This is a genomic window from Acinetobacter sp. PK01 (assembly GCF_022819285.1).
Classification (GTDB): domain Bacteria; phylum Pseudomonadota; class Gammaproteobacteria; order Pseudomonadales; family Moraxellaceae; genus Acinetobacter; species Acinetobacter tandoii.
Genome location: NZ_CP094643.1, coordinates 535,715 through 553,535, shown reverse-complemented (window position 1 = coordinate 553,535; position 17,821 = coordinate 535,715). Strand labels below are relative to the sequence as shown.

The window sequence follows — 17,821 nt, the reverse complement described above, 5'->3', positions numbered from 1 at the left end:
GAATAGAGGTTTTTTCATGCAAGTTTATTTAGTAGGCGGTGCAGTACGAGATCACTTACTCGGACACCCCTATCACGAAAAAGATTATGTTGTTGTTGGTGCTACTCCAGAGCAATTACTGGCTCTTGGCTATCAGCCTGTAGGCAAAGATTTTCCCGTTTTTCTACACCCAGAATCAAAAGAAGAATATGCTTTAGCCCGTACTGAGCGTAAGTCAGGACAGGGTTATCATGGTTTTGAGTTCTTTACCGATGTTAGCGTAACCCTTGAAGATGATTTAATTCGCCGTGACTTAACCATTAATGCGATAGCGATGGATGAAGCTGGAAAAATCTACGATCCCTATCAAGGTCAACAAGATTTAGCCAATAAAATACTCCGCCATGTTTCCGATGCATTTGTGGAAGATCCACTTCGCGTATTACGTGTAGCCCGCTTTGCTGCGCGTTATAAACCTTTAGGGTTTAGTATTGCCACAGAAACGCTTGATTTAATGCGTCAACTCGCTGAATCAGGCGAATTAAATGCACTCACCCCTGAACGCGTTTGGAAAGAGACTTCACGTGCACTCATGGAACCTCATGCAGATATCTATTTCGAGGTTTTAGAAACTTGCGGGGCTTTAAAAGTTTTATTTCCTGAAATTGATGCACTCTTTGGCATTCCGCAACGTCCTGAATATCATCCCGAAATTGACTGTGGTGTTCATACGCTCATGTCTCTCCATCAAGCCTGTAAAGCCAATTATTCACTGGATGTACGCTTTGCCGTTTTGGTGCATGATTTGGGTAAAGCCCTTACCCCTGAGCATGAATTACCTCGGCATATCATGCATGAAGAGCGTGGAATTCAACCCGTAACTCAAGTCTGTGATCGATTAAAAGTACCGACCCAAACCAAACAATTGGCCTTAGCCGTCTGCAAAGAACACTTAAAGTGCCATCAAGCTTTTGCTTTAAAGCCTGGAACACTCTGGCGCCTACTACAACGTCTTGATGTACTACGCCGTCCAGAACGTGTTGAAGCCTTCATACAAGCCTGTGAGTGTGATGCACGCGGACGTCTTGGACTAGAAGATCGTGAATATCCTCAAGCCACCTATATGCGCGATGCGATGGAAATTGTGCGTACAATTAAAGCACAAGATTTACCTGAGAATGTTCAAGGCTCTGAAATTGGCGAAATGTTGATTCAACGTCGTATTCAAGCCTTGGAAGCTTATAAAGCACAGCATGCAGTGACAAATAAGCCAGAATAATTCAAAGCCCTTGATCTCAATACATCAGGGGCTTTGAATCTTGAAGTAATTTATGATTATGAAATCTGCGCAGGGAAAGTAATCACCTGTTCCAAGCGCATTTTTTCAGTCGCCACCATCAACAGACGATCTAAACCTAAAGCAATCCCTGCACATTCTGACATATTTGGCAAAGCAGCTAATAGATATTCATCAATAGGCATCACATGCAAGTCTAATTGCTTACGCTCTTGATTATCTGCCTCAAAACGTTGCCGCAATATATCTGCATCAATCAATTCATCATAAGCATTCGCCAATTCCAAACCTTCGATATACAGTTCGAAACGTGCTGCAACCAATTCACCATCTTCATCATGTTTGGTTTTTGCCAGAGAGGCTAACTCAGGTGGGAAATCTGTCAAAAATACAGCCGTGTCAAAACCTAAACTAGGCTCTACAAAATGTGAAAACAGTAAATCAATATATCCAAGTCGATCATCACCCAAATCCAGATTTAAACCGACGCGCTGACAACACTCTTTCAGTTCTTTCAAGCTAGCCTGTAAAGGATTCAACTCCAATCGATCCATAAACGCATGTTTATAACTTAAAATAGTCGGACGGATTTCACCAAAACGCTGCGCCAAAGTCACATTTAATAGATCAGTAACTTCGAACATTAAATCTTTTAAACTAAAGTGCGGACGATACCACTCCAGCATACTAAATTCGCTGTTGTGCTTACGCCCATGCTCATCGTCACGGAAAACCTTACAAATTTGATAAATTGCTCCACTGCCCGTTGCCAATAAACGTTTCATGGCAAATTCTGGCGAAGTCTGTAAATAATGTGTTGCAAGTTTACCTTGTACATGGCGCTTTGCCTGCACCGAAGCCAAGTGCACATCGGTTACACCAGCTTGCGATAAAATTGGAGTTTCAACTTCTAAAACTTGACGCTCAGCAAAAAACTGTCGAATTTGTGCATACATTTTGGCACGTGCTTGCATTGCCGCTAAATCACAAGTCGGTTGATAATGAACTTGACTCATGCCTGTGGGCCTCCATGTGCTGCCCACTCACGTCTAAGCGGATAGTTTTTTCTTAAAGTATCAAATGCTTGTTGTTCAACTTTACCTTGCTTTACACATGCTCTTAAATTGGCATCATCTTGAGCAATATCATAAATCTGGTTTAAATGTTGAGTCAGCACGGTTTTAAAATCAGCTTGGGCAAAATATTGCTCACAACTTGGAAGTTGAGTTTCAAACCGTTTTGTCGCAGCTTGAGCAAAGACTTGGCAGAATGCCTCATAAATCATCTGAGTACCACGTGCCTTGCCTTCTAAGCTATACCCTGCAATATGTGGTGTCGCCAGTGCCAAAAGCTCTAATAGTTCAGATGAAATTTCTGGCTCGTGTTCAAAGACATCCAATACCACTGTACGATTAGTGTTTCGAATATCTTGCATTAAATCAGCTTCTGCAATCACAGGGCCACGTGCCGAATTAATTAATATGGCATTTGGTTTCATTTCAGCCAAAGTTGTCGCATTAAATAAATGATAAGTTGGATGTTGACCTGTTTTGGTCAAAGGCACATGAATTGAAATTGCATCGGCTTGTTGTAATAACTGAGTAAAATCGACCTGAGTCGCATGATCCCGATTTGCAAACGGATCATAAGCAATCACTTGCCAACCCAAGAGCTTTGCCATTGTTGCTAAGCGAGAACCAACATTCCCTAATCCCACAATGCCCAAACAAAAGTTTTGCTGAGCAGAAATCAGTTCAGGTTTTAAATGTAAAAGCGCGGTAATCACATATTCAGCCACCGCTTGTGCATTACATCCCGCAGCATTTGACCAAGCAATGCCCGCAGCATTTAAGGCTTGAATATCTAAATGATCGGTACCAATCGTAGCGCTACCCACATAACGAAGTGCTGTATTTTGTAGCAATGTTGAATTAACCTTAGTTACAGAGCGAACCAAGAGTGCATCAGCATCTACAACATCAGAATGACTTAAATTGCGACCTGGGACATGTTGGATTGCACCAAATTCTGCAAAAAAATAATCGGTAAAAGCAAGATTTTCATCAGCCACAATTTTCATGATTTGGACCAGCAATTGATTCTGCACTATCTTACTTCTTTAGAATTCTACTGACCATTCAAAAACGATTATTTGAATTTTTCTTTTTTGGTTTTACTGCACCACTGTTTACTTTACGGGCAAAGAATCAAATCTATACATTAAAAAGATTTTATATCATTTGATTGGCACGTAGAATGCTGAGCACTTTTATAAAACGCCATTCCTCATGTTACGCCTTTCCTTCATCACTTGTGCCCTGTTGTTCACAGGTTGCGCTTTTGGCACCAGCAAAGAAATAAAACAAGCTGAAAAACTACTCGAACATTTTCAATGCCACAATATTGAATCTAGCCAAATGATGCATAGCCCGATCATTAATTATTATGAATATGCATTAGGCAACTCCAGAAAAAAAGTTGAAGCTTATGTTGAAAGTTACAAAGATGGTGACATTCTGTTTCATGAGCCACTACCTGAGGTCATTTCGGCTGAATATGAACATTATAAAGAAGCTTGTCAGTCACTCGGTGGCATAAGCCAATAGCTGCATTCACACTAATAATAAAAAAGCGAGGATAGCAATACTATCCTCGCTTTTTGGTTGCTCAATTATTTTAAGCATCTTGTTGATTCAAATAGCGGGTATCAACACTGAATTTTTCTGGAAATTTAGGCTGGATTTCAGCATAGAATTGCATAATTTCTTGCATATCTTGCTCATAATTACCTGTTGGGTAAACAATCTTACCAACACCCGCTTCTTTTTTTTCATAATCCATATAGGCCAAGGCAATCGGTACACCCGCCTTAACAGCCACATGATAAAAACCCGTTTTCCATTGTTCCTGTTTTGAACGCGTACCTTCAGGTGTAACAAGCATCACTAATTTAGGATGTGTTTTAAACAAATCCGTCATTAACTCCACCATACTTGGTCGAGCTTCGCCTTCATTTTTAGGACGACGATTAATGCCAATTCCACCCATTGCTCGTACAAAAGGACCAAAAGGTAATTTCATATAACTATCCTTGATCGTTAAACGAACATTGACCCCAAGGGCTTTCAAAGCTAAACGCGCGTAAAGAGCATCCCAATTACTGGTGTGCGGTGCAGCAATCATGACACATTGATCTAAATGCTCAGGCCATTGATTATCTGTCTTCCACCCCATCAATGCCAAAGATTGTTCAGCCAATTTCTCAAACACAGCAACACCAAAACCAACAAAAAAAGACAGCGAATTCTACCAGTCTAATCGAATAAAAAAAGTACCAATTGATTAAAAATCGCCCCATTAATATATAAATGTATAAATTGTTTGTTATCGCCTTTTAGCTCAAAATTTTAATTATTGAATGATTTTCATCATGTAATTTTTTAGACATTAAACTACGGAAAATATAGATAAATAACCAATTAATTCTTATTCACGCCATAGTACTGTTCACTGCCACAGCACATTTCATTTGTAAGCAAATGTCTCTTCAATACCATTCGATCAATGCTAGGACACCTGAATTCAACTTGGTTACTGGTAGGTAAGGCACATTACACAATGCTAATGTTTTACATTTTAAATATTTTAGTTATTTATCAAATAATTTATTTTACCTTTTGGTCATAAAATCAATTAACTATTTACTCTATGACAATACTGGGAATCTAATGATGAATAAAACACTGATTGCTACACTATTAACTACTTGTGCATTAGCTGCTTGCTCTAAACCCACTCAAAATGCTGAAGTAAACACTGCAACACCTGAAGCTAAAGTTGCCTCTTCAGCCGAAATTGATTCTGCACATAATGCCCAAAATTCTTTAGACTGGGCTGGAGATTATCAGGGTATATTGCCTTGCGCGGACTGTGAAGGCATTAAGACCTTATTAGTTTTAAATGCCGATTCAACCTATCACTTAACTGAAACATACTTGGGTAAAGGTGATAACAATCCATTTAACGCTAAAGGTCAATTCAGTTTTGACAATAGTGCTAGTGTCATTACATTGGATAAAAATGGTGATCAGCGCAAATACTTTATTGCAGAAAATCGACTTTATGCACTTGACCAAGATGGTAAGAAAATTGAAGGGAACTTGGCTGAACATTACATCTTAAATAAAGCAATCAACTAAAGTAATTTTTATTTAAAAATTCTCCATAAAAAAAACCCTGCGTATGCAGGGTTTTTTGAATCAGATCGCGACTTAGTGAGCAGCGAATTGGTTCATTGTGTTTTTAGCATCATCGTGCGCTTTAAGAGCGTTGTCACCAGAGAAGATTTCTTTGTGATCATCACCGATGTCAGAACCCGCCATTGCTTGGTGTTTAACACAAGCGATACCACCACGGATTTCTTTACGTTGTACGCCAGCAACATAAGCCAACATACCTTCAGAACCGAAGTAACCTTGTGCAAGCTCATGAGTAGAAAGAGCAGCAGTATGGTAAGTCGGAAGTGTGATCAAGTGATGGAACACACCTGCTTCACGAGAAGCATCAGCTTGGAATGTACGTACTTTTTCATCAGCTTCAGCAGCCAATTCAGAGTTGTCATACTCAGCGCTCATTAATTTAGCACGGTCGTATGCAGATACATCTTTACCTTCAGCAACCCAACGATCGTAAGCTTGTTGACGGAAGTTTAAAGTCCAGTTGAAAGATGGCGAGTTGTTGTAAACAAGTTTCGCATTTGGAATTGTTTCTTTAACACGGTTCACCATGTGAGCGATTTCTTCAACGTTTGGAGTTGCAGTCTCGATCCAAAGAAGGTCAGCACCGTTTTGTAAGCTAGTTACACAGTCAAGCACAACACGGTCAATTTGAGTACCTTCACGGAATTGATATAAACCAGAAGCTAAACGCTTAGGACGGTGTAATTTACCATCACGTTTGATCAAGATTTCATCTTCTTGAGCATCAGCAATATCAATTTCAACAGTATCTAAGTAGCTGATATATTGAGAAGCGATGTCGCCTGGCTCTTTAACCACTGGGATTTTTTGAGTCAAGTCAGCGCCTTCAGAGTCAGTACGTGCAACGATGATACCGTCGTCAAGACCCATTTCTAAGAATGCATAACGTAATGCGTGGATTTTAGCGATGAAGTCTTCGTGTGGAACAGTTACTTTACCAGCTTGGTGACCACATTGTTTCGCATCAGATACTTGGTTTTCAATTTGAAGCGCACAAGCACCAGCTTCGATCATTTTCTTAGCAAGTAAGTAAGTTGCTTCTTCGTTACCAAAACCAGCGTCGATGTCAGCAATAATTGGCACAACGTGAGTTTCAAAGTTGTCGATTTGAGCAGTGATTTCAGCAGCTTTAGCAGTATCACCAGCTTCTTGAGCTTTTTTAAGTGCGCGGAATAAATCGTTTAATTCTTTCGCGTCAGCTTGACGTAAGAAAGTGTAGATTTCTTCGATCAATGCAGGAACAGAAGTTTTTTCGTGCATAGATTGGTCAGGAAGTGGACCGAATTCTGAACGAAGAGCAGCAACCATCCAACCAGAAAGGTAGATGTAGCGACGTTCAGTTGTACCGAAGTATTTTTTGTTCGCAATCATTTTTTGTTGTGCGATGAAACCATGCCAGCAACCTAATGATTGAGTGTATTTGCTAGAATCGGCATCATAAGCAGCCATATCACGACGCATAATCGCCGCTGTGTATTTAGCAATATCTAAACCAGTTTTGAAACGGTTTTGTAATTGCATACGCGCAGCATCTTCAGGACTGATGTCTGCCCATGTGTTACCGAATTTTGCTTTTAATTCGCGGATTGCATCAATCGCTGTTTGGTATGTAGTCATGATATTTTCCTGTAATAATATTAGGATTTCATCAATTGAAGCATTAGAATCCGAATAATGATTTTTGTTCAGATTTACTACACTTCATTACGATGAATACAGATTAGATTGAGTTATAAAATTAATCCAATATCCTCAAGTAATTTTCGGTATTTTTTAAAAAAATATGTAGATCAAAGTCGTATTATAAGCAATCCAACATTAAACAAAGTATTGTTATTTAAATATTTATTTAATTTCAAAAAAAATATTATTTCTTACAAATTGCGAAATTGGATTAAAAAACAATCATTAGACTTAAGTCTTGCACCCCTTTTATTTAAGATTTTGAGCTTAGTTTTGGCGACTTTATTCAATAGTTTTCCGCCCAATCATTTAAATACATATGTATAAAATATAAACTCGATGATTCCCATTTTGGACACCGATTTAAGCCATAAAATCATAATTTTTAGCTTATTTAAACTCTTCAATCATAATTGCTATTTCTTGATCTTTTTAAGGCTTTTAACTTTCATTCTTAGTCGGTTTACTTTACTATTCATTCCCAATCCGTTCTCCTCCCTCCAGCTTTTTTTCATCATATTTTCTACACAAGCCTTATCGCTTATGGCATAATCAACATAATTTCATAAGTTTATTCTTGGTATTTATTTTATGAATCTGGAGCGGGTCGACCTTAATTTACTCATTTATCTTGATGTATTATTGCGTGAGAAAAATGTCACACGCGCAGCAGAACAATTGGGCGTTACCCAACCTGCAATGAGTAACATCTTACGTCGTCTTCGTAATCTCTTTAATGACCCTCTATTGATTCGTTCTTCTGAAGGTATGACACCGACTGAACGTGCGCTTGAATTACAGCCACGAATTCGAGATGCGTTGTCTGACCTTTCTATGATTTTAGAACCGCGTACAGAGTTCCGTCCTTATACATCTAATCGTGTTTTTCGCATCATGACTTCGGACTATGCCGAAGCGACCTTAGTTCCTCGTTTAGTTAAAGCTTTGCGTTCAGAAGCGCCGAATGTTGTTTTAGACTTTCTTACCCCAAGTGACGTTTCCTATCGTGACATGGAACAAGGTAAAGTTGATTTAGCGATTAACCGATTCAACGAAATTCCGCAAAGCTTCCACCAAGTTTTAGTATGGCGTGACAGTTTTTCTTGTTTACTGAATGGTAAACATCCAGCTGCATCAAACTTAAACTTAAAAAGTTATCTTGATGCGCAACATATTTGGGTGTCAAAAACTGGGATGGGCGTAGGTTTTGGGGTAAATCCTGAAAAACAAGCTGGGTTAGGTTGGATTGATCAAGCCTTAGAACGTATCGGACAAAAACGTAAAATTTCTGTATTTACGCGCCATTATCAAATGCCAGCGCTATTAGCATCAAATGTAGATTTGATTGCAACTTTGCCCACACGTATTGCTCGCCTTCAGGCCAAGAGCCAGCATTTATTAATCAAAGATCCTCCGTTCTATATTCCCGAATTCGAGTTAAAAATGGCATGGTGCCCGCTGTTACACCATCATCCAGCACATCGTTGGTTACGCCAATTGATTTTGTATGTTGCACGCCAAATGATCGAAGAAGAAAATCGTGAATTTTTATTAAATAACTCACAATTTTCACATTATTAATTAGATTTTTCTTAAATTCTTCTTTTTTAAGATTATACTGTTAGCACTTCGGGCATAATTCAATTATTCCCCTAGTGCTTTTTTGTGTTAAAAATATTTCATAATAATGATGATCCGCAGGTGGATTTCGTGAGTCTGTTCCAGAATATTATAATCATTGCCCTTCTGATTGCGGGAGCGGGATTTCTGTCTCTGACAGAAATTGCACTTGCAGGTGCGCGCAAAGTCAAATTAAAAATTCTGGCTGAAGCAGGCGAAGAACGAGCACAGAAAGTTTTAGACTTACAGGAAAATTCTGCTGACTTTTTTGCAGCGTCTCAAATTGGTCTAAATGCAGTCGCGATTTTGGGTGGTATTTTAGGTGAAGGGGCTTTTCGACCTTATTTTCTAAATTTTGTTTCGCGTTTTTACTCTGGTGCTTGGGCAGAGAGCATCAGTTTTGCACTTTCATTTACCTTAGTCACATCATTATTCATCTTATTTGCCGATTTAATGCCAAAACGTTTGGCGATGATTGCACCTGAAAAAATCTCCATAGCAGTCATTAATCCAATTCAAGTTTTTATTAAAGTTTGCAAACCTTTGGCTTGGATCATTAATACCCTTGCAAATCTGCTCTTCCGCTTATTTAAGGTGAATACCATCCGTGATGACAACATTACCTTTGATGATATTTCTGCGGTCATGGATGCAGGCGCACAAGCAGGTGTATTATTAAAGCAAGAACATCACTTTATTGAAAATGTACTTGAACTTGAAGAACGCAATGTCCCATCAAGTATGACTACACGTGAAAATGTCATTTACTTTACCTTAAATGAAGCAGAAGACAGTATTCGACAAAAACTGGCTGAATACCCATATTCCAAATTTCTCGTTTGTAATGAAAATATTGATCAAGTGATTGGTTATGTCGATGCCAAAGATATTTTGGTGCGCATCCTCAATAACCAAAAAATTAATCAACTCAATGAATCGACCATTCGTAATGTGCTCACTATTCCAGATACCTTAACGCTTTCTGAAGTACTTGATCGATTCCGTGCGAGTAAGGAGAAATTTGCGGTTGTTATTAATGAATATGCATTGGTCGTCGGTGTCATTACCCTCTCTGATATTATGATTACAGTCATGGGTGACTGGGTTACCCCGATTGAAGCAGAGCAACAAATTATTAAGCGCGATGATAATTCATGGTTGATTGATGGCAGCACCCCCATTGAGGATATGAAACATGCTCTCGAAATTGATGAAATGCCTGATGAAGAAAACTACGAAACACTCGCTGGCTTTATGATGTACCGCTTACGTAAAATTCCACGCCCTGCGGATGTCGTAATTTTTGGTGGTTATAAATTTGAAGTGGTGGATGTAGACCATTTTAAGATCGACCAACTGTTGGTGACTCGCCTACTTCCTGAACCGAAAGATTCAAGTGAAACAGAACCACAAGAATAAATGTTAGCTGTTCTTCATATCTAAAGCCTTACAAAACATATAAGGCTTTTTTTACATTCACTCAATACTCGTCCATAGCAATTTTGCACCTAGACATATTAGATAAATGTATTTTATTGAATAGAAAAAAGAATGGGGTTGTTAAAAATATTTAAAAATCAGCATGATTTAAATACGACTGATTTCACTTCAATATTAAATAAAGCGAACACACTCAAAGGTGATTGCCTTAAAGTATGGGGCACTATTCGACGATCACTAATCCCCCTTACCTTTTGATATGAACCAATACATCTATTATCACCTTTAGTTCCATCAACTTATTTATTGTGTGGACTAGCAGTAATCCATTTTGGTGAACACTAAAAATTCACAATTAAGGGAGCTGTTATTATTTGCTTTCTGATGTTGATCACCACTGTAATTTTTGAAATATTTTCACTTCATTTAACATTGGCATTAAAACTTCCCTAAAAAAAAAGAGCAACTCATGGTGCTCTTTTTTAGTTTCGCTGCGGATTAAAAGATTAATACTTTTCTAATAAAGCCTCTAAAACAGCTTGATAGTGGATCAAAATATCATCTTCTAAAATTTTGTATGCATTGTCGAACTGCACCATTGGCCAACCTTGCTTCCAGAAAGGGAAAATATTGTGTAAATCTTCGGTAACCGTAGCATCTTCACGAGTAATTGCTTGTGCAATTTGAGCCAGAACTTGTGCAGTTTCGGCACCATCAATCTTTAAATAATCAATCCCTTGCGCTTTTAAAATACGAATACGGTCTTTTTTATAGCGAATTTTTTTTGCTTGAGTTGAATTCAAATGTAACGCCAATGTTACCGCTTCAACAAATTTCTCTTCAAAAGATTGATGTAATGCTACTAAAGCCTGTTTATGTGCTTCCTGACGTCCAGCCTTGCCTCCATCACGAATGATTTGATTGGCTTCAACATTGAGCTTATCGTTTTTCATAGACTTTAAGATGTCTAAAATTTCGATATCACTTAATTGCTCAGGAGATTGTTCAGTCATGCACTGCTCATTTACATTAAAAGGAATTCAGTATTCTCTCATATTTCCAACATAAAGAGCAGCCTTTACTTCATGCACAGCAATGAACCATGAAGAGAAGCTTCAATATATGCACATTACAGAATATTCAAGCTCACTTCACGACTAATCATACGATTGATTAAATAACTTCAACCACGATTTTGCCAATATGCTCACCTGTATCCATAGCACGATGCGCATCTTGAATTTGATCAAACTTAAAGGTTTTGTAAATCATTGGAATACATTGTCCTTGCTCCAATAACGGCCAAACATGCTCTTGTAAACCTTGGCTAATTTCTGCTTTCTCAGCCGTATTTCGCGCACGCATAGTTGAGCCAGTAATGGTCAAACGCTTCATCATAATTTGACCAAGTTTAACCTCTTTTGCTTTTGCTCCACCAAGGAAGGCGATATAAACCAAACGACCATCTTTACGTAATAAATTCAGGTTTTGTTCAAGATAAGGTGCACCCACAATATCTAAAATGACATCAACCCCTGCCTGATCGGTCTTTTCTAAAATATAACTTTCAAAATTATGTGTTTTATAATTAATTGCATCCGTTAAGTGAGCAATGGCATGAACTTTTTCATCCGAACCAACGGTTGCAAAGGTCTTCAGACCCAGTGCATTACACAACATTAATGCTGTCGTCCCAATACCGCTAGTGCCACCATGAATGAGTACTGTTTCTCCTGCTTTAGCTTTACCCATTTGAAACACATTAGCCCATACGGTAAAAAATGTTTCTGGAATTGCGGCAGCCTGTACATAACTTAGGCCCGTTGGAATATTTAAAGTTTGGCTTTCAGGCACAACACAATATTCAGCATAACCACCACCATTGGTTAAACCACACACTTGATCACCGACTTTAAACTTTTGAACATCTGATCCAACTGCAACAATTTCACCAGCAACTTCTAAACCTGGCACAGGGGTCACACCTTTCGGCATTGGGTATAAACCTTGACGCTGCAAAATATCTGGTCGATTCAATCCAAAAGCATGGACTTGCACCAAAACCTCATCGGCTTTAGGTTCTGGCACGGCAGTTTGTTCAATGGCTAATTTTTCTGATCCACCTACTTCGGTAATCACGACCTGATGCATCATTGGATTTGTCATGGTGTTTCCCTATATTGCTTTATATTCTCACGCTGTATTTGACCATAAATGAATAAACGAATGAAGTAAAACGTCCTTATCAATTCGCCTAAGTAAGTTTACGCTAGGCCTAAAAAAAGCCCCTTTTCAGGAGCTTTTTTTAAAACATTTATCTTTGCGGTAATGGAATATATTGCGAATCAGAATTCTGAACTTTGCGCTCCCCAACCACTACATCCAGAGTTAATGGCTTACCAGCACGTTCAACTTGAATTTTGATAGTACTGTTTGGCGCTTGCAATGCTACATAATTAATCAAATGCGATGCCGAGGTAATTTTTTCCTCATTCACTTGAGTAATTTTATCGCCTTTTAATAATCCTGCTTGAGCTGCAGGTCCATTTTTCAGAACGTCTGCAACCACCACACCTGCCTGTTTCGGTGCCATAATGTTTTCTTGCTGTACAGGCATTAAGCTAATACCTAACCAACCACGAACCACACGTCCATCTTTCAAAATTGAATTAAGCACTTGCTGACAGACTTTTGCTGGAATCGCAAAACCAATACCCAATGAGCCACCTGATTGCGAGAAAATAGCAGTATTGACCCCAATCAAGTTACCTGCCACATCAATCAAAGCTCCACCTGAGTTACCAGGATTAATCGCTGCATCTGTTTGAATAAAATCTTCATAAGTATTAATACCCAAATCTGAACGTCCTGTTGCAGAGATAATCCCTTGCGTTACAGTTTGACCAACACCAAATGGGTTACCAATCGCTAGTACAACATCCCCCACTTCATTACCACTCAGCTTAAAAGGTAATACAGGCAGTTTATCCAACTCAATTTTAATCACAGCTAAATCAGTATCAGGATCTGTCCCAATAATTTTAGCAGCAGCACGTCGACCATCTTGAAGTGCAACAATAATTTGATCGGCCTGAGAGATAACATGATTATTAGTTAAAATATAACCGTCCGGACGGACAATCACCCCAGAACCCAGACTATTTTCATTTTGTTCAGGATTTAATTGTTCTGGAAGTTGATTACCAAAAAACTCTCTAAATGCTGGATCATTCATAAGTGGGTGATCAAGTTGCTTAACTTTCTGTGTGGTAAAAATATTGACTACCGCAGGTGCAGCAACTTTTACCGCTGCACTATAAGACACTACCCCACCCGTTCTGGACGTATCGATCAATGGTTCAACTTTTTCAGCAGGCATTTTTACGCCATCAGGAGCAACTGGCGCTTTTGGTTTTTGATATTGTTGCCATGCAATAAAACCAATAATCACAATAATGAGTAACACCCAAGGTAACCATGTAAAGGTCCGGCGCACGTTTCTATCCTCTTAAAATATTTTAATTTCTTAATAACGAAGAATTTATGCTTATTGTAAAGGCAAATACAGTTCGATACACAAAATTCATGCAAGAGTTTTGTGATGCTTTAGTTACAATTTAAAGTATATTTTGATGATATTAATTCGTAACTTAAGAGACTTTTATGGCAACTCTGCAAGAAATTCTGCAATGGTGTAATGACACGTTAAAAACTCAAGAGTTTAAAGACTATGCGCCTAATGGTTTACAAATTGAAGGACGCTCTGAAGTTAAAAAAATTCTCTGCGCAGTCACTGCTTCTCAAGAGGCAATTGATGCTGCGATTGCACAGCAAGCTGATCTACTTTTAGTGCATCATGGTTACTTTTGGAAAGGCGAACCCAACCCAATTACAGGAATGCGTGGAAATCGTATTAAGACGCTGATCTGCAATGATATTTCATTAGTCGCTTATCACCTCCCTTTAGATTCACACCCAATACTCGGCAATAATGCTGCAATTGCCGACATTTTAGAGCTAGAAAATATTGAGGCTTTAGATCCTTCGGAACGTCACCCTATTGGCAACATAGGTTATTTAAAACAAGCAATTTCTCCAGAGTCTTTTAAACAAATCCTCACAGAACGTTTAGGCTTTAACACTATTCATTTAAATGCGAATAAGAAAACCATTCAGAAAGTGGGTTTCTGTACAGGCGCTGCACAAGACTTTATTAGCAAAGCTGCTGATCAACTTTGTGATGCCTACATATCTGGAGAAGTAAGTGAACGAACGTATTATGAAGCGAAGGAATTGGATGTTCATTACTACGCTTGCGGACATCATGCGACTGAACGCTATGGTGTACAACGCCTAGGACAAGCTGTTTCAGAACAGTTCAATCTTGAGTATAGTTATTTCGAATTAAACAATCCGATTTAATTTGGACTTGGCAAATTTTCCTTACTTAAAATATGGAGTTAAAGCAGTATGATTAGATTTATAGTATTTTTTATATACGTATAAATTCGAGCGTTATTCTGTATTGTTATTTAAAAGTATTGCGCAAATTTAGCCTAGAATCCTTTACAATAGTGCCACTTAATGTCAAAACCCAGCAAAATGCAAGGAATTGAAATCATGACAACGATCACTTTACCAGCACTTCCATATGGCTATGAAGATCTTGCTCCTCACATCAGCAAAGAAACTTTAGAATACCATCACGACAAACACCACAATACTTATGTTGTTAACTTAAACAACTTAATCAAAGGCACTGACCTTGAAGGTAAAACTTTAGAAGAAATCATCAAAGCTTCTGCTGGTGATGCAGCTAAAGTAGGTGTTTTCAACAACGCAGCTCAAGTTTGGAACCACACGTTCTACTGGAACTGTATGGCTAAAAACGGTGGCGGTAAAGCGACTGGCGCATTAGCAGCAAAAATTGATGAAACTTTTGGTTCATATGAAAAATTTGCTGAAGAGTTCGCTGCTGCGGCTACAACTCAGTTCGGTTCTGGCTGGGCTTGGTTAGTGGCTGATGAAGTAAATGGCGCACTTTCTATTATGAAAACTTCAAATGCAGATACTCCTCTTGCTCACGGTAAAATTGCAGTATTAACTATTGATGTTTGGGAACATGCTTACTACATCGATTTCCGTAATGCTCGTCCTAAATACATCACAACTTTCTTAGAAAGCCTAGTGAACTGGGACTATGCAAACGCGAAATATGCTGGTCAAGCAGCTGGTGTTGAAAAATAATTTTTATTTTTCTGCATAAAAAATCACCCTTTACGGGTGATTTTTTTGTTTTTGGGCTTTAACTGCATAATTATAAATCAAATAAAACAATTATCTTCATGAACGGGTTGACGACACCTACTTTCCTCCCTAAAATGCGCATCAGATTCTCCAATAGCTCAGTCGGTAGAGCGACGGACTGTTAATCCGCAGGTCCCTGGTTCGAGCCCAGGTTGGAGAGCCACTATTCTTCCATAGCTCAGTCGGTAGAGCGACGGACTGTTAATCCGCAGGTCCCTGGTTCGAGCCCAGGTGGAAGAGCCAAGATTCTAAAAAACCCACACATTATGTTGTGGGTTTTTTATTGCCTATATTTTAAAATCAATCTAATTGAAAATTGTAATTTCGTTGCATTTTGAATATCTTCACTACAGAATAACAGTACAGAGAATAAGAATGAATCTGCCTTGGCTAAAATCTCTGATTTTTTGGATTATTATCATTGTGGTTATTTTTGCTGCCTTTCAATGCACACAAAAGTCAGAAAATAATAAGTCTGCTTCTACCCTCATGTACGAACGCTTATATCAATGTAGCCGAGATTTAGCTGGGAAAAACCCTAGCGTCTTAACCGCTATTCAAAAACAAATTCATACCAATATGACTCAACAAGAACTCATGCAATTAATCAATTCATGTCGCCAAGCCAATCCTCTCAAAACGCAAGCCACTTATATTGAAGCAATACAGCATATTAAATAATCTTTTTGTCTATTTTTAATTCATTTAACTGAAAATATTGGAATTTTTTAACTTTTTACTTGACCTCTTAGACTTAGCCCCCTAAAATGCGTTCCAGATTCTCCAATAGCTCAGTCGGTAGAGCGACGGACTGTTAATCCGCAGGTCCCTGGTTCGAGCCCAGGTTGGAGAGCCAAGATTCTAAAGACCCACTCACTTTGTAGTGGGTTTTTTATTGAGTTCAATTTGTGTTTACATCCATTCAAACGCTGTTTTTTATTATTGGCTGTCTGGCAAGTTCTGTTTTGCTTTTAATGCTATTGCAACATTTATTTTGGAAACGTCAGCAATTTTATAAAAAGCCCCTCATTACAGCCTTTGAACAGAAAATGTTTATTCGTCTGAATGAAGCACTGCCTGAACATCATATTTTGGCACAAGTTGCCTTTAGCGCCCTCATTACAAGCAACCATTTCAAAATACGTCAACAATTCAATCGAAAGGTCACAGATTTTGTGGTGTTGAATCGTGAGATGAGAGTCATTGCAATTGTTGAATTGGATGACCCAAGTCATATTGGTAAAGAAGATGAAGACCAGCAACGCGACGCCATGCTTACCGAAGCGGGTTACACGGTATTTCGTTATACTTCTATACCTAGTGCACGTGAACTACGTAAAGATTTACTTTAATTGTCTTAAATAATAATATTGATGAACATTTACCCTAAAAAGAATCTCAACAAATTACCTAAAATTCACAACAAAATTAAAACCATTTTCAATTAATTTTTATTCAACAAATACTTACACTAGCAGCAGAGATTAAAAATCCCAATTTACAGGTATAGAACATTTTTGGCATTTAGAACACAGTCAAAAGATAATTGGATGCTCAAGTTTAGGACAATAAAATAGTGAATGAGCTTTTACTCCCAGCACCAGTATTAATTCTCTCAGAAGAAATAAATTTAGACCTTCGCCTTAAAATATTATTGATGGAGTTAGGCTACCCTGCGCACCTAATTCACTCTACACCCTATCTAGATGATGCCCTTGAAATCTATCGCTTGCATTTGCCCAACATTGCCCTGATTGATCTAAATTTTACTCAAGTACATTTACACGATTTAATACGTTCACTAAAAGCTTACCATCCTTATGTGATTATTATTTTGATGGCACCACAGGGACAAACTGAGCAGATTTTCCGTGGCATTCAATCGGGTGCACATGGTTACTTTTTTATAGAACAGACTGACCGTGAGATTTTACAGCAGATCAGAACAATTTTAAGGGGCGGTGCCACCTTACATAGTGAATTAGCACAGTATATTCTTAATGCACAGACTCAAAGCCAAGCTCGGCAATTCATTAACCAATTTAAAGAAGCACCAAGTCAATTATTCACGGCAATAGAGTTAGAAATTTTATCTTTACTTGCTAAACAGCTTAATACCCGAGAAATCGCACATCAACTTGGGATTCCACTTTACAGCGTAGAAGGACGGATTAAATCGATTTACCGACATTTAACCCATAAATAAGAAAGAGCCTACTTGAGGCTCTTTCTTTTG

General features: G+C 38.4%; 17 protein-coding genes, 3 tRNA genes and 1 pseudogene. 14 read left to right on the top strand and 7 right to left on the bottom strand.

Features of this window, described 5'->3' with window-relative positions:
- Positions 1-16: 16 nt before the first annotated feature.
- The gene (locus tag MP622_RS02580) at positions 17-1,258 is read left to right on the top strand and encodes a multifunctional CCA addition/repair protein (protein WP_243792345.1); all 1,242 of its coding nucleotides are present in this window, start codon (positions 17-19) and stop codon (positions 1,256-1,258) included.
- 56 nt (positions 1,259-1,314) lie between these two features.
- Here MP622_RS02580 and epmA read toward each other — a convergent pair whose 3' ends face one another.
- Together epmA and MP622_RS02570 are read right to left on the bottom strand one after the other, a co-directional pair.
- A complete protein-coding gene (gene epmA, locus MP622_RS02575; protein WP_243792343.1) occupies positions 1,315-2,292 on the bottom strand; it encodes an EF-P lysine aminoacylase EpmA in 978 nt (325 codons plus the stop codon).
- Positions 2,289-3,356, bottom strand: a complete 1,068-nt coding sequence (locus MP622_RS02570; protein ID WP_243792341.1) for a 4-phosphoerythronate dehydrogenase — start codon at positions 3,354-3,356, stop codon at positions 2,289-2,291. The genes epmA and MP622_RS02570 overlap by 4 nt, the downstream gene beginning before the upstream one ends.
- Positions 3,357-3,564: 208 nt before the next feature.
- Here MP622_RS02570 and MP622_RS02565 point away from each other — a divergent pair, with 208 nt between their 5' ends.
- Positions 3,565-3,882 (top strand): hypothetical protein, encoded by a 318-nt coding sequence (locus MP622_RS02565; RefSeq protein WP_243792339.1) that lies wholly within the window; start codon positions 3,565-3,567, stop codon positions 3,880-3,882.
- Positions 3,883-3,952: 70 nt separating this feature from the next.
- On the opposite strand, the gene MP622_RS02560 is transcribed toward MP622_RS02565, so the two are convergent.
- Positions 3,953-4,546 (bottom strand): 1-acyl-sn-glycerol-3-phosphate acyltransferase, encoded by a 594-nt coding sequence (locus MP622_RS02560; RefSeq protein WP_016166888.1) that lies wholly within the window; start codon positions 4,544-4,546, stop codon positions 3,953-3,955.
- A gap of 461 nt (positions 4,547-5,007) precedes the next feature.
- Between MP622_RS02560 and MP622_RS02555 the strand changes: the two genes are divergently transcribed.
- The gene (locus MP622_RS02555) at positions 5,008-5,475 is read left to right on the top strand and encodes a copper resistance protein NlpE (RefSeq protein ID WP_243793439.1); all 468 of its coding nucleotides are present in this window, start codon (positions 5,008-5,010) and stop codon (positions 5,473-5,475) included.
- Positions 5,476-5,547: 72 nt separating this feature from the next.
- Here the strand turns inward: MP622_RS02555 and MP622_RS02550 are convergent, their stop codons facing one another.
- Complete coding sequence (locus tag MP622_RS02550) at positions 5,548-7,152, bottom strand: isocitrate lyase (RefSeq protein ID WP_016166890.1); 1,605 nt, start codon at positions 7,150-7,152, stop codon at positions 5,548-5,550.
- Positions 7,153-7,809: 657 nt separating this feature from the next.
- On the opposite strand from MP622_RS02550, the gene MP622_RS02545 reads away from it, so the two are divergent.
- From MP622_RS02545 to MP622_RS02535, 3 genes and pseudogenes are all read left to right on the top strand, one after another.
- Entirely contained in the window at positions 7,810-8,799 is a 990-nt protein-coding gene (locus MP622_RS02545) for a LysR family transcriptional regulator (protein WP_016166891.1), read from the top strand.
- Positions 8,800-8,928: 129 nt separating this feature from the next.
- Positions 8,929-10,257, top strand: coding sequence for a hemolysin family protein (locus MP622_RS02540; RefSeq protein WP_243792337.1), 1,329 nt, complete (start codon positions 8,929-8,931; stop codon positions 10,255-10,257).
- A gap of 282 nt (positions 10,258-10,539) precedes the next feature.
- Positions 10,540-10,731 (top strand): annotated as a pseudogene (locus tag MP622_RS02535) (citrate transporter); the annotation flags it as partial.
- Between the two features lie 53 nt (positions 10,732-10,784).
- Here MP622_RS02535 and MP622_RS02530 read toward each other — a convergent pair.
- The 3 genes from MP622_RS02530 to MP622_RS02520 form a co-directional block, all read right to left on the bottom strand.
- The gene (locus MP622_RS02530) at positions 10,785-11,291 is read right to left on the bottom strand and encodes a hypothetical protein (protein ID WP_243792336.1); all 507 of its coding nucleotides are present in this window, start codon (positions 11,289-11,291) and stop codon (positions 10,785-10,787) included.
- A 160-nt stretch (positions 11,292-11,451) separates the two neighbouring features.
- A complete protein-coding gene (locus tag MP622_RS02525) occupies positions 11,452-12,444 on the bottom strand; it encodes an NAD(P)H-quinone oxidoreductase (protein WP_243792334.1) in 993 nt (330 codons plus the stop codon).
- 148 nt (positions 12,445-12,592) lie between these two features.
- The gene (locus MP622_RS02520; RefSeq protein ID WP_044739938.1) at positions 12,593-13,774 is read right to left on the bottom strand and encodes a trypsin-like peptidase domain-containing protein; all 1,182 of its coding nucleotides are present in this window, start codon (positions 13,772-13,774) and stop codon (positions 12,593-12,595) included.
- A gap of 167 nt (positions 13,775-13,941) precedes the next feature.
- On the opposite strand from MP622_RS02520, the gene MP622_RS02515 reads away from it, so the two are divergent.
- From MP622_RS02515 to MP622_RS02480, 8 genes are all read left to right on the top strand, one after another.
- Positions 13,942-14,700, top strand: coding sequence for a Nif3-like dinuclear metal center hexameric protein (locus tag MP622_RS02515; protein WP_243792332.1), 759 nt, complete (start codon positions 13,942-13,944; stop codon positions 14,698-14,700).
- Between the two features lie 198 nt (positions 14,701-14,898).
- The gene (locus MP622_RS02510; RefSeq protein ID WP_044739936.1) at positions 14,899-15,525 is read left to right on the top strand and encodes a superoxide dismutase; all 627 of its coding nucleotides are present in this window, start codon (positions 14,899-14,901) and stop codon (positions 15,523-15,525) included.
- Positions 15,526-15,672: 147 nt separating this feature from the next.
- A tRNA-Asn gene (locus tag MP622_RS02505) sits at positions 15,673-15,748 on the top strand.
- A 4-nt stretch (positions 15,749-15,752) separates the two neighbouring features.
- Positions 15,753-15,828 (top strand) — tRNA-Asn (locus tag MP622_RS02500).
- A gap of 132 nt (positions 15,829-15,960) precedes the next feature.
- Positions 15,961-16,266 (top strand): hypothetical protein, encoded by a 306-nt coding sequence (locus MP622_RS02495; protein ID WP_243792330.1) that lies wholly within the window; start codon positions 15,961-15,963, stop codon positions 16,264-16,266.
- A 99-nt stretch (positions 16,267-16,365) separates the two neighbouring features.
- Positions 16,366-16,441, top strand: a tRNA-Asn gene (locus MP622_RS02490).
- A gap of 52 nt (positions 16,442-16,493) precedes the next feature.
- Positions 16,494-16,937 (top strand): DUF2726 domain-containing protein, encoded by a 444-nt coding sequence (locus tag MP622_RS02485; RefSeq protein ID WP_044737381.1) that lies wholly within the window; start codon positions 16,494-16,496, stop codon positions 16,935-16,937.
- A gap of 224 nt (positions 16,938-17,161) precedes the next feature.
- On the top strand, positions 17,162-17,791 hold the full coding sequence (locus MP622_RS02480; protein WP_243792328.1) for a hypothetical protein: 630 nt from the start codon (positions 17,162-17,164) through the stop codon (positions 17,789-17,791).
- Positions 17,792-17,821 lie beyond the last annotated feature (30 nt).